Below are 13052 nucleotides of genomic sequence, written 5' to 3'. Positions count from 1 at the left end.
GGAACAGAATTTTTTCGGGAAATACCACGTAGTTACGCTATGATTTCCAGACACCTTTTCCCTGCCATGGCTTTCAGCTTATCCTCCCTCTGCTGGGGCGCCCCGTCCGCTCCGGTTCCCGGGACGCCCCACATCATTCCCCAGCCCGCCGCCATGCGCGTTAAAACCGGAGAAGCCGGATTTTCCCTGAAAGACGGCGTCCGGCTCCCGGAAGGAAATCCCCTTTCCAAACAGGCGGAACGGATTTTCCGCGACAACGGGATCAAAACGGCGCTGGTTGAAACCGGAGCGGACCTCATCTTTACGGAAGACGCGTCCCTGGGCAGGGAAGGCTACCGCCTTGCCGTAACGCCGGATTCCATTTCCATTGCCTCCGGTTCCGTGAACGGCGCTTTGTACGCCCTTCAATCCCTTGTGCAAAGCGTCGCTGCCGACGTGAACGGAGCTCCGGCCCTGCCCCGGCTGGACGTGAAGGACCAGCCCCGCTTTTCATGGCGCGGCCTGATGATGGACAGTTGCCGCCACATGATGCCCGTGCGGGACATCAAAAAGATCCTGGACCTGATGGAGAGGTACAAATTCAATACCCTGCACTGGCACCTGACGGACGACCAGGGGTGGAGGCTCCCCATCGCCAAGTACCCCAGGCTGACGGCTGTGGGAGGTACCCGGGCGCAGTCCCCCGTCATCGGCAGCCGCAACAAGGCGGACGGCACCCCGTACTCCGGCCATTACACTGCGGATGAAATCCGGGAAGTGGTCCAGTACGCCAAAGACCGCGGCATTACCGTCATTCCGGAGGTGGAACTGCCGGGCCACGCCTCCGCCGCCATCGCCGCGTATCCGGAACTGGGCAACACGGACATTCCGGGCTTCGCGCCCAAGGTGCAGGAAACCTGGGGCGTGCTTCCCTACACCTTCGCTCCCACGGAAAAAACCTTCCATTTTCTGGAAGACGTTATTGATGAAGTGTGCGCCCTGTTCCCGGACAGCCCCTATATCCACATCGGCGGGGATGAGGCTCCCAAGGACCAGTGGAAGCAGTCCGCCGCGGCGCAGCAGGTCATGAAGGACAACGGCCTCGCCAACGAGAACGAACTCCAGAGCTACTTTATCCGGCGCGTGGAAAAAATGATCAACAGCCACGGCAAGAGGCTCATCGGCTGGGATGAAATCCAGGAAGGGGGCCTCTCCCCCACCGCCACCATGATGGTCTGGCGGAGCTGGATGCCGAACAGCGCGCGGCATGCCCTGGAACAGGGCAACGACGTGGTGATGACGCCCAACAGCCACCTGTACTTCGACTATGACCAGGGCCCCGGCAAACCCTCCGCCCCGGAGTATGAAACCATCAACGACGACAACCTGACCTGGCAGCGCGTCTATGGGCTGGAGCCCGTCCCGCAGGGAACGCCCCGGGAACGGGAAAAACAGGTGCTGGGCTGCCAGGCGAACATCTGGACGGAGTACATTCCCAACCTGCCGAAATGGGAATACCATGCCTTCCCCCGCGCCCTGGCGCTGGCGGAAGTAGCCTGGACCCCCAAGGAGCTGAAAAACGAGAAAGACTTCCGCAAGCGCCTCGACCGCCAGCTTCCCTTCCTGGACGCCCATGGCGTCAACTACAAGAGGCCGGACAACGGGGCCCCCGCGCAGCCGGACGCCGTCATTACCCGGGAACGCCGGTAAATACGGAGGGAAGGCCCCCGCGCAGCCTCCTTCCGGAGGCCGCATTATGGGCTAGCCAACCTTCACGAAAACCATTACATTGGCGGCATTATGAATTTGGAACTGCTTCGTCAGGTTTGCGTGACTCCGGGCGCTCCGGGGTTTGAAGACAAAATCCGTGATTTCATCATTCAGGAAGTGGCCCCTCTGGTGGACGCCGTGCGGGTGGACAACCTGGGCAGCGTGATTGCCATCGTGGAAGGCAAGGATACGGAAAAAACCATGATGGCCGCCGCCCACATGGACGAAATCGGCTTCATGGTCCGTCACATTGACGACAAAGGGTTCATCAAATTCCTCCCCCTGGGCGGCTTTGACGCCAAGACGCTGACGGCCCAGCGCGTCATCGTCCACGGCAAAAAAGACCTCATCGGCGTCATGGGCGTGAAGCCCATCCACGTGATGTCCCCGGCGGAACGCACCAAGCTGCCGGAAGTGACCGATTTCTTCATCGACCTGGGCATGAGCAAGGAGGAAGTGGAAAAATACGTCTCCGTGGGCGACTCCGTCACCCGTGAACGCGACCTGGTGGAAATGGGGGACTGCGTGAACGTGAAGTCCCTGGACAACCGCGCCGGATGCTACGTGCTGATTGAAGCCCTCCGCGCCATCAAGGCTTCCAAAAAGAAGCCCTCCTGCAACTTCGTGGCCGCCTTCACCGTTCAGGAGGAAGTGGGGCTGAGGGGTGCGCAGGCCGGCACGCTGGACATCCAGCCGGACTTCTCCATCGCCCTGGACGTCACCATCGCCTGCGACATTCCCGGCACCCCGGCGCACGACCAGGTCTCCCACCTGGGCGCAGGTGCCGCCATCAAGCTGTATGACGGCTCCGTGATTGCGGACCGCCGCATGGTGAAGTTCATGAAGGCCATGGCGGACGCCCACAAGATCAAATGGCAGGTGGAAATGCTGCCGGCAGGCGGCACGGACGCCGGAGCCATGCAGAAGTTTGTTCCGGGCGGCTCCATTGCCGGGGCCATCTCCGTTCCCACCCGCAACGTTCACCAGGTCATTGAAATGGCGCACAAGGATGACCTGGACGCTTCCGTAGCGCTCCTGACCGCCTGCGCCATGAACGTGGACAAATGGGACTGGTCCTGGAACTCCGTCAACGAATGCCCGGCAGAAAAACCCGCCAAGGCATCCAAAACGGCAGCCAAGCCGGCCAAAGCCGCCGCCAGGAAGAAAAAGGCCAAATAAAAGCCCCGGCGCCAACCGATCACTCACCCGCAGGCCGCCCCGGAAACGGAGGCGGCCTGCCTGTTTCCGGACGTCTTCAAGCGTTCCGCGCAATACGCCCGCGGCGTTGCTCCGTCCCGTCAAGAAGCGCCGCAGCCCCTTGCGCCAGTCAAACCTGAAATTGAGCGGCAGTGAACTCTGTTCCCTGAAGCAGGGCATCCTGTCGGACGCATGCGTTTCAGCTGCCGCAGAGGCCTGAGGCACGCCACGGAGGCTTTTCAGGACGGCCTCCCCATAAAAAATCCTCCGGCACCCAGAGATGCCGGAGGAGGATCAATCCTGAAAAAGAAAGTTACTTGGCGGCGGGAGCGGGAGCTTCCTTCGAAGCGGGAGCGGGGGCCGGAACGGCTTCCACTTCCACTTCTTCCTCCACTTCAACGCCTTCTTCGGGACCGGAAGCTCCGGTCTGCTTCATGGCGTCCTTCAGGGCCTGGCTTCCGAAGAAGTCGGCCTGCTGCAAGCGCTGCATGTCGGTCATCATGCCCATGAAAATGGGCAGGAGTTCGGCCTGGCGCGCCTGCATGGCGGCATCCATTTCAGCCTGGACCTTCTGGGCGCTCTTGGAAAGGGCTTCGCCCTTTTCATTGATCTTCGCCATCTTTTCAGCAGCCGCGTCTGCGGTGGCCTTGTCCTTCACCGTGCTGAGCGTGGCGGACATTTCCTTCATCAAAGCCAGCATCTGGTCAGCGGCTTCCTTCGCTTCCTTGGAAACTTCAGCGGCCGGCGCGGTGGGCGCGGCAGGGGTTTCAGCGGCCGGGGCGGGTGCCGGAGCCGGGGCATCCTGGGCGGAAGCCATACCTGCAAATGCCAGGGCACATGCCGAACTAATTGTTACAATGCTCTTCATAACGTTTCCGTTGTACAGGCTCGCCATGCATGCGTCAATGAATCATTGTGTAACGGCTCCCCGTGATGCCGCAGAAAGGGGAATTTGCGTTTTTTCTTCCCTTGGAGGATTTTTTCAGTTGCATCTTTTTAGAATTATTATAAATTCATTGCCGATGACTAAAACCATAGAAAACCTGAAAGCCGCCATTACGGGCGAAAGCACCGCCTCCGCCACTTACGCAGCCTATGCCGCCAAAGCCGCCCAGGAAGGGCAGCCCCTCATTCAGAAATTGTTTGAAGCCGCCTCCAAGGCGGAATCCGTCCACGCCGCCAACCACAACAAGGTTCTGGAAAAGCTGGGCGCAACGATGGACCCCATCGATATCCAGATTCATGTAGGAACCACCGCGGAAAACCTGAAAGCCGCCATCGCCGGGGAAACCCACGAATTCGAAAGCATGTATCCGGAATTCATCGCCGTGGCGGAAGAGGAAGGCCAGAAGGCCGCCGTCCGCTCCTTCACGTGGGCCACGGAAGCGGAAAAGGAACACGCCGATTTTTATGCCGCCGCCCTCAAGGCCCTGGAAAACGGAGACACCAGCGCCCTGCCCAGGCAATACTGGGTATGCCTGGTGTGCGGGGACACCTTCAAATCTCTGGAAGGCGTGGACGCCTGCCCCCTCTGCGGCACCAAGGCTGAAAAATTCCTCGTCATCGGGTAAACTCCGTCTGAGCACCGGAGGCCATCCATGGCACACAAAACCCGCCCGGAACATTCCGGGCGGGTTTTTACAGGCCGGAAACCGCTGCCATCTGGGGAAGCGGCCAGAGAAGAAGCATCGCCGGCTTTTCCCTTCCGGTCATTCCGCAAGCGCCGTTCCAGAACCGTGTTCCGGCCCTTTTCCGGACTTCAAGACTTTTCTCCACTTCCGACTGTCCGGGTGGCCCTGGTCCTCTCCTCCCACGTGCATCCGGCCCCGGACCTTTTTTGAATGCCCGGATTGATGGACTTGTTCATTTAAAACATTAAATACATGCATTCCGTTCCGGCTACGGCGCAGGCGAGCATCCCGATTAAAATCATGATGATGCCGAATGCGACGGATTTTCTGCACAAGGCGACAACGGCGCAGGCAACGGAAGCCACCCCCAGCAAAATCCCGGCTGCGCCCAGCACGGTTCCGGGAACAAGCCCCAGGCCGGAAGCCGCTGCGACCCAGGGCAATGACACGGCCCCCACGACACAAATACAGGCGGCTCCTTTCACAGCTTGGGGACATTGCAGCACAACGGGCTGATTTTCCATAAGCTTCCCTATACCCTCCCAAAACAGGGCCTGTCAACTACAACCGGAAAGTCCCCTCTTTCCGTCCACGCCGCATTCCGGACGGGATGCCCCCACCGCCAGTTGCCTGCGCCGCCATCCATACCAAGCCCCAAGCGCAAAAAACGGCGGATGCTATCGGCAACGGCGGTTCCCTTTTCCTGCCCGGGCCCTTCCATGAAAAGGCGTTCCGCCACATTCTGCTTGAGCATCACCGTGAAACCCTTACAATGGCTCACCCCTTCAAGCAGGAAGAATACTTTATCCTTTCTTTGCGATGACCCCTCCCCATGCATCCACCCGTTCCGCAGAACGGTACGCGGACCGGCCAGGCGCTCTTTCCGCCGTCTTCCAGGCTCTTCGCGCCGCGTTCTTTCCGCGCCGCATGCGCTGCCTGTGGGCAGCCGGACTCGCGGCGGCTCTGGTGGTCAATCCTTATGTGCTCAATGACGGCCAGAGCGTGCTGATGAGCTGCATGGGCATCGCCTGTTCCGCCTCCCTGCTCTGCGGCACCATCCTTCTCTGCCTGAAATACCGCTTTACCGCCTACGTCATCCTTCCGGCCATCATCCTGTTCAACGCGGGCCTGTACATGATGCAGATGCGGTACGGGCTGACACTGAACCTCTCCGTCCTTTCCAGCATGGCGGAGACCAACTTCCGGGAAGCCTGCGCCTTCTGCACCGCCGCCTCCGCCACTGGAGCCCTGCTGCTGGCGGCCTTCATTTACCTGGCCATTTACTGGAGCCGCCGTTCCCTGCGCCAGAAGGCCACGTGGGGCGCGCTGGCGTGCATCTGGAGCCTGTACGGAATCTTTCTGCTGCTGGGCATTCCGGCCACCTCCTACAGCTCGGAACCCCTTTACCTTTACTACACCTCTGACAAGGCCAAGGGCTGGCCCCTCGTGGACTTCGTGATGGCGTACAAGCTGGCGGACGAATACGTCACCCAGGACGCAAGCCGTTTCAATGAACTCCGGAACCTGCCGTCCTGCGCGGAACCCCTCTCCGGATGCGACGCTCCGGACGACCTGGCCGTGGTCTTCCACATGGGCGAGAGCGTGCGCGCGGACCACCTTTCCCTCAACGGCTACCACCGGAACACGACGCCCCTGCTTTCCCGGGAACCCAACGTCGTTTCCTTCCCCCACGCCACCTCCTTCGGCATCGTGACCAGGATTTCCGCCATCGGCATGTTTACGGATGCGGAACTGTCCCGCCGCCGTCCCGCCCATTCCTCCTTCATTGACCTGTTCAACAAGCACGGTTTCCGCACCGTCCGGATCATGGACCTGTGCGGAGACTCCATCCATGACTATTCCCTGGGCATCCTGACCCGGAACTGCCGGGAACGGAAGCAGACGCCGCCCATGCACGAAACGCCCGGAATGATGCAGGAACGCACCTCCCTGGTCATGGAGGAATCCCTGAAACGGCACGGCCGGGAAAAACAGCTTTACGTCATTTACAACAACGGCAGCCACATGGCGTTCAGCTACCCCGCACAGGCGGAACGCTTTACCCCGGCGTCCTGCAACATGGACGACCCCAAGGCCCGTCTGGAAGAAACCGTCAATGCGTATGACAATTCCATCGTGGACCTGGACGCCTCCGTCCACCGCATGATTGCACTGTTGAAGGACAGGCCGGCCATTTATTTTTACTGCTCCGACCATGGCGTGGCGCTGGGCGAGGAAGGAAAAATGTTCCAGGGGCATGTTCTGCCGCCTGTTTACCGTCCCGCCATGTTCGTGTGGTATTCGGACGCCTTCGCCTCACGCTATCCGGACATGGTGCGCGCGCTGAAGGCCAACCGCCTGAAAGCCGTCTCCCACGACCACATTTTCCACACCCTTCTTTCCCTGGCCTCCATCCGCTCGGAAATCGTCAGGAACGGACTGAACCTGTCTTCTCCGGACGTCCGGGAAACCCCGGCCCCCATCCAGCCGGAGGTGCTGGCGGAATGGCTGGCCGCTCCCGCACCGCCGCAGCCGCTTCCGTAAAAAAGATGGAAGCTGCCGTCATCCTCTGCGGGAAACGGCAGGATAGGACGAACTCTACCGTACCCGGACTCGCAGGGGATGCCTGACGCACTCCCGGACGCGGCGCGCCTCCTCCTCCCAGGCGGCAGAGGATTTGAACGGAGAAGCCTTGTCCCAAACCGCCCCCATGTACCACTCAAAGGGCTTTCCGTTCGCCGCCTCCCTGATCCAGTAGGTACAGCCTTCCGAGTCCACTGCCCCGCCTTCCGGATCCCAGGGAACTATCACGGCGGTTCCCAGGCATCCGTCATTCTTCCGGGGCCTGCTCCATGCCGTCATCAAGCCGCCGTCCTCCCGGTCCTTCGTGACCGTTTCATAATCATTCCTGCCCTTTCCGGTCTCCATTCCCACGCCGGCCTTCACCGTTTCCGCCCCCCGGATAGTCAAGGTGCTGCGGACTTTGGAAAAACGGCTTCCTGCGTCCAGAGCCACCCTCCGCGTTTCCGCCACGCGTACGCCGCCGCCCACGTCCCACGGCGCATAAACTACCTCAAAAGCGGTCTGGACCGGACCGTTGTACAATGCCCGCGCGCTGGCCCAGTTTCCGGATGCATGCGGTTTCCCATCCCTGAACACGGCAACGCCGCCGCAGCCCCGTCCCGGTCCTACGTTGTACATGTCCAGTCCCCTGCCATGATCCCGGTGGTAATCCCCCCGCTTGTAGAATTCATTGATGACGGGAGCACCCGCGCGCTTGCTCCATACATCCGTTCCGCTGGAAACCAGGCCCTCCCCCTCAGGGGCCGGCCTGGCAACGGCCGGACCGTAAATCCGGTGCGCCGTAAGATCGTTCTCCCACGCGAAATCATCCAGGCGTTCCGGGACCAGGCGGCTGAAACAGACGTCCGCGGAAGGAGCCGCCTTCAGGGAGGAATCGTTCAGAATCCAGAAATCACGGGCCGTTCCGGGCCGGAAATTGCTCTGGAACAAAAGAGTATCCGTCCTTCCGTCTCCATCCGTATCCGCCAGTTGGTGCGGGATGACGCGCCCGTGGCGGACGTCAAACACGCGAAGGGCGGCGGCATTCCCGGAAGTTCCGGACGTCCAGGGCACCGACACGGTTTCAGCAGGACGGAACTTGGCCAGTGGGTTCGTGACGGTTACAGTCTTTCTCTGCGGATGGTCCCGGCCAATGACGTATTTGCGCAGTTCGGTGCCGGCCATCAGGTAGGCGCCCGCGCCGTATGCTTCCGTATCCTCCCCGGAATAATGGCCCGGCTTGTCGGCAATGGGCTGCACCCAGCCCAGCGCGCCTTCCGCGTTGACGGAATCACAGGCGGCCTTCCACGCCCTGCGGATGACGGGAAGATATTCATCCGCATCCAGATACCCCTGGTTCACCCCCCACAGCATCCCGTACATGATAAAGAGGGTGCCGCTCATCTCCTTCAAGGGGGGCTCTTCCGGGTCCAGCAGGCTGGCGTGCCAGGAACCGTCGGGCGACTGGCATTTTTTCAGGGATGCCGCCATACGCTTGAGCAGATCCTCATAAAAGGGGCGGGAAGGCCAGTCCGCGGGCATGTCCTGAAGAATAAGCGGCAGTCCGGCAATCACCCAGCCGTTGCCCCGGCTCCAGAACATCTTTTTCCCATTAGCCGCCGGAATGGTGAAGTAACGGGAATCACGGAAAAACAGCCCTTCCTTCCGGTCAAAAAGATAGTCGCAGGTGAGCTTGTATTCCCTGTCCATGAATTCCAGATACCGGCGGTCTCCGGTATAGGCCGCCAGCTTCACGAACACGGGAGGGGACATGAACAGGGCGTCCGACCAGCTCCAGCGGTCCTGGCAGCCGGGAGTCCCGAACTGGAGGGAAGCGGAGGAGGGCCGGTTCATCACCCCGTCCAGCACGGCGCGTATTTTCTCCGCCGCAGCGGTATTTCCGTCTTCCATCGCCATCTCCATCCAGGCGTGGCCCACGGCGTGATCGTCCGCATGGTAATGCCGTTTCAGGGTTCTCCATTCCTGTTCCCCTCCTGTTTTCCTCAGCAGCGGCAATCCCGGCCCTTCCGGGACGGCCAGGCCATACTGCACCAAGCCGGAATAAAAGGCGCCGTAGGTCCAGTGCAGCGGCGAGCGTTTTCTGGGATGCTCCGCCTGCCATTTCGCCACCAGGCGGAGATTATCCCGGATGGTCTTTTCATTCCAGTCCGCGGGAGCGCCGGAAGCGGGGCTCCCCGCAGAAAGCGCGGGAAGAACCAGCAGAAGGAAGGATTTACGCCATCCGTTTTTTGAAAAGGAAAAGAAATTCATTTGACTGGTACGGAAAAAGCCGCGCTGAAATTTCTCCGTGAGGAATGAATCTTCCCTTTTCGGCCTGTCCCGTTTTCCCCCGGTTCCCGGAAAGGGGAGGCAAGGGCACATATGGTGCCATGACGGAAGGGAATGCCGCGTTATCAACCATTCCCCGCAGCATATATACAACATATTGTATCATTATAAATATTTAATACATTATTTATACATTTTCCTTGCGGGGGTTCTCTTTCTGTGGTTCATTGCGTTTCAGCGCAGGTAACGGAAGACGGTGAAAATCCGTCGCGGACGCGCCGCTGTAACCGGTAGACGATGGACCGGACACTGACTGCCAGCAGTCGGGAAGTCCCCATCACATGTCGCACCGGAAGCCAGAAGACGACCTGATGCCCCCGTATCCCATCCCGCGGACAGGATGAACATACGCACAGGTCCTCATCGTGCCCCTTGTTAAAAATGCACGCATGCGGCGGCCCCTGCCTATGATTTTTCCAGGCTTTTGCCCAGGCTCGCGGATGAGCGGTCATCATCCCTTCCAAGCGAGACACCCACCATGGCAACAAGCATCATCAAGCGTTCCGGAAAAAAGGAACAATACCAGGGCTACAAAATTGAGGAAGCCGTCAAGAACGCGTTCCACAGCTCCGGCACCGCCTACAACCGTTCCATTTACGAAGAAGTGGAAGCCAAGCTGAGCCATCAGGACTGCGCGCATGTGGAAGAAATCCAGGACATGATAGAACGCGCCCTGTTCCGCTGCGGATACTTTGACACGGCCAAGACCTTCATCACCTACCGCTTCCTGCACAAAATGCAGCGCGAACAGCTCGGGGGCCTCTATTCCGGCAACACGTACGTGGACTGCAAGCAGACGGTGGAGGAATACATCGGCCAGAGCGACTGGCGCATCGCCGCCAACTCCAACACCACGTATTCCAACGCCGGCCTCATCAATAACACGGCGGGAAAGGTGATTGCCAACTACTGGCTGGACCAGGTTTATTCCGCACGGGAGGGGGCCGCCCACCGGGAAGGGGACTACCACATTCATGACCTGGACTGCCTGACCGGGTACTGCGCCGGGTGGAGCCTCCGCAACCTGCTCAACGAAGGATTCAACGGCGTGCGCAGCCGCGTGAACAGCAGGCCTCCGCGCCACTTCCGGGAAGCACTGGGCCAGATGGCCAACTTTCTGGGCATTCTGCAAAGCGAATGGGCCGGAGCCCAGGCCTTCAGCTCCTTTGACACCTTCCTGGCGCCTTACGCCTTCAAGGACCAGGCGGATTTCACGCGCATCAAGAAGGACATCCGCAGCTTCGTCTACAACCTGAACGTGCCCTCCCGCTGGGGGCAGTCCCCCTTCACCAACGTCACGATCGACTGGACCGTGCCGCGGGACCTGCGGGACCAGGCCCCCTTCAGCGGCGGGGAGCACCTCTTTGAAGGGGTGGAGGACCCGGGCCTGCTCTCCCTGGCGCGGGAACGCGGCGTGAACAAGCTGACAGAGCTGACCTACAAGCATTTCCAGAAGGAAATGAACCTGATCAACAAGGCCTTTTACGAGGTGCTCACGGAAGGGGACAGCACGGGACAGCCCTTCACCTTCCCCATCCCCACCGTCAACATCACGGAAGACTTTGACTGGGAAGGGGAAAACGTGCCGCTCCTGTTTGAAAACGCCGCCAAGATCGGCTCCTCCTACTTCCAGAACTTCATCGGCAGCCAGTACACCGTGAATGAAAACGGGGAACGCGTGCCGGACGAACGGGCCTACAAGCCGGACGCCGTGCGCTCCATGTGCTGCCGCCTCCAGCTGGACCTGCGGGAGCTGCTCAAGCGCGGCGGCGGCCTCTTCGGCTCCGCGGAAATGACCGGCTCCATCGGCGTGGTGACCATCAACCTGGCCCGGCTGGGCTACCTGTTCAAGCAGAACCGGGAAGCCCTGTTCGCCCGGCTGGGGGAACTGCTGGACCTGGCCAAATCATGCCTGGAAAAGAAAAGGGCCTTCGTCCAGGAGATGTATGACCGCGGCCTGTACCCTTACACCAGGCGCTACCTGCCCACCTTCCGCAACCATTTCTCCACCATCGGGGTCAACGGCATGAACGAGCTGCTGCGCAACTTCTCCAATGATACGATGGACATCACCTCCGGGGAAGGCAGGGCCTTTGCGGAGGAAATCCTGGAGTTCATCCGCCTGCGCATGCAGGAGTACCAGGAGGAAACGGGCAACCTGTACAACCTGGAAGCCACCCCTGCGGAAGGCACCACCCACCGCTTTGCCCGGGAGGACCAGAAGCGCTATCCGGACATCCTCCAGGCCGGACCCGTGGGGCAGCGTTACTACACGAACAGCTCCCAGCTTCCCGTGGACCATACGAGCGACCTGTTCCGGGCGCTCCAGCTTCAGGACGGACTCCAGTGCTGCTACACGGGGGGAACCGTCTTCCACATGTACATGAATGAAGCCATCAGCTCCCCGGAAGCCTGCCGGGACATCGTCCGCAAGGTGCTGACCCGCTTCCGCATGCCGTACCTGACCGTCACCCCGCTCTTCTCCGTCTGCGAGAAGCACGGCTACCTGCGCGGGGAGCACCAGTACTGCCCTTTCTGTGATGAGGAGCTGCTCCACCTCCACAGGCATGAATAACCCTTTTCAACCAACCGCCACGTTTCAAAACCCAGCCATCAACACGACAATGACCAAACAGGAAATATTAAGCAAATACGCACAGGACCGTACCCGCTGCACCGTTTATACGCGCGTCATGGGCTATCACCGCCCTGTGGAAACCTTTAACGCCGGCAAACAGGGCGAATTCCACGACCGCGTCCACTTCGTGGAACCGGACCGTCCCTGCTCCTGCTCCGCCCAAACGGAACAGCCGCGGTAATTTTCCCAATAACATATGCGAAGTCAATGGGAACGGGCCGGGGCATAGCGGACATCACGCCGCTCACCTTGCTGGATTTTCCAAACAAGGTGGCCTGCATCTTCTGGCTGAGAGGCTGTAACTTGTTTTGTCAGTACTGTTACAACGTCTCCCTGGTCAGAGGAACGGGCTCTCCTGCCGGAGACCGGACGGACTACCTTGATTTCCTCAGAGATCGGGTGGGATTTCTGGACGGGGTAGTCCTGTCCGGCGGCGAGTGCACGCTGTGTCCCGACCTTATCCCCATCTGCCGCGAGATACGGCAGCTAGGCTTCGCGATTAAAATAGACACCAACGGCACGAGGCCCGGCGTGGTGAAAGCGCTGGTGGAAGAGGGGCTTTGCGACTACATCGCCCTGGACTACAAGGCGCCCCCCGAACAATACGGCGCCGTCACCGGCAGGCCCGACCTTTTCCCCTCCTTTTCCGCAACTCTGGACTACCTGATCGCCTCCCAAACCGCCTTTGAAGTCAGAACCACCGTCCATCCCGATTTATTGACGGAAGATCACGTCAACAACATCATACGCGACTTGACAAAGCGCGGGTATGGGGGCAACTACTTCGTGCAAAATTTCTACCTGACCAAACAAACACTCAACTCTCTCCCCGCGCCGAGCCGGTTGTTTGACCGGACCAGGCTGGAGCCGGCCTCCATCCCCGTCCACTTCCGCAACTTCGAGTTCGCTCCGGGCAAAGTCTGACC

Annotated in this window: 10 protein-coding genes and 1 riboswitch; of the genes, 7 read left to right on the top strand and 3 right to left on the bottom strand. The window is 60.2% G+C overall.

The window, feature by feature from the left end:
• Positions 1–66 precede the first annotated feature (66 nt).
• Both HJW02_RS09695 and HJW02_RS09690 read left to right on the top strand, forming a co-directional pair.
• The gene (locus HJW02_RS09695) at positions 67–1689 is read left to right on the top strand and encodes a beta-N-acetylhexosaminidase (protein WP_240454369.1); all 1623 of its coding nucleotides are present in this window, start codon (positions 67–69) and stop codon (positions 1687–1689) included.
• 90 nt (positions 1690–1779) lie between these two features.
• Complete coding sequence (locus tag HJW02_RS09690) at positions 1780–2928, top strand: M42 family metallopeptidase (RefSeq protein ID WP_102722214.1); 1149 nt, start codon at positions 1780–1782, stop codon at positions 2926–2928.
• Positions 2929–3259: 331 nt separating this feature from the next.
• On the opposite strand, the gene HJW02_RS09685 is transcribed toward HJW02_RS09690, so the two are convergent.
• A complete protein-coding gene (locus HJW02_RS09685; protein ID WP_102722213.1) occupies positions 3260–3763 on the bottom strand; it encodes a hypothetical protein in 504 nt (167 codons plus the stop codon).
• Positions 3764–3968: 205 nt separating this feature from the next.
• Between HJW02_RS09685 and HJW02_RS09680 the strand changes: the two genes are divergently transcribed.
• Positions 3969–4517, top strand: coding sequence for a rubrerythrin family protein (locus HJW02_RS09680; protein WP_102722212.1), 549 nt, complete (start codon positions 3969–3971; stop codon positions 4515–4517).
• Positions 4518–4813: 296 nt separating this feature from the next.
• On the opposite strand, the gene HJW02_RS09675 is transcribed toward HJW02_RS09680, so the two are convergent.
• The gene (locus tag HJW02_RS09675; protein ID WP_146017808.1) at positions 4814–5026 is read right to left on the bottom strand and encodes a hypothetical protein; all 213 of its coding nucleotides are present in this window, start codon (positions 5024–5026) and stop codon (positions 4814–4816) included.
• A gap of 370 nt (positions 5027–5396) precedes the next feature.
• Here HJW02_RS09675 and HJW02_RS09670 point away from each other — a divergent pair, with 370 nt between their 5' ends.
• Positions 5397–7121 (top strand): phosphoethanolamine transferase, encoded by a 1725-nt coding sequence (locus HJW02_RS09670; RefSeq protein WP_102722209.1) that lies wholly within the window; start codon positions 5397–5399, stop codon positions 7119–7121.
• A 54-nt stretch (positions 7122–7175) separates the two neighbouring features.
• Here HJW02_RS09670 and HJW02_RS09665 read toward each other — a convergent pair whose 3' ends face one another.
• Positions 7176–9410 (bottom strand): glycoside hydrolase family 88 protein, encoded by a 2235-nt coding sequence (locus tag HJW02_RS09665; RefSeq protein ID WP_180971004.1) that lies wholly within the window; start codon positions 9408–9410, stop codon positions 7176–7178.
• Positions 9411–9617: 207 nt separating this feature from the next.
• A riboswitch (cobalamin riboswitch) is annotated at positions 9618–9815 on the top strand.
• Between the two features lie 151 nt (positions 9816–9966).
• On the opposite strand from HJW02_RS09665, the gene HJW02_RS09660 reads away from it, so the two are divergent.
• From HJW02_RS09660 to HJW02_RS09650, 3 genes are read left to right on the top strand one after another with little or no spacing between them, the layout of a single operon-like run.
• Positions 9967–12063, top strand: coding sequence for a ribonucleoside triphosphate reductase (locus HJW02_RS09660; protein WP_102722207.1), 2097 nt, complete (start codon positions 9967–9969; stop codon positions 12061–12063).
• A gap of 49 nt (positions 12064–12112) precedes the next feature.
• Positions 12113–12307: an anaerobic ribonucleoside-triphosphate reductase gene (nrdD, locus tag HJW02_RS09655; protein ID WP_102722206.1), complete on the top strand. Its 195-nt coding sequence runs from the start codon at positions 12113–12115 to the stop codon at positions 12305–12307.
• 26 nt (positions 12308–12333) lie between these two features.
• Positions 12334–13050, top strand: a complete 717-nt coding sequence (locus HJW02_RS09650) for an anaerobic ribonucleoside-triphosphate reductase activating protein (RefSeq protein WP_102722205.1) — start codon at positions 12334–12336, stop codon at positions 13048–13050.
• Positions 13051–13052: the final 2 nt, after the last annotated feature.

Source organism: Akkermansia sp. GGCC_0220 (assembly GCF_017566105.1).
Classification (GTDB): domain Bacteria; phylum Verrucomicrobiota; class Verrucomicrobiia; order Verrucomicrobiales; family Akkermansiaceae; genus Akkermansia; species Akkermansia massiliensis.
The sequence above is the reverse complement of the archived record's forward strand: the minus strand, read 5'-3'. Positions and strand labels throughout refer to the sequence as shown.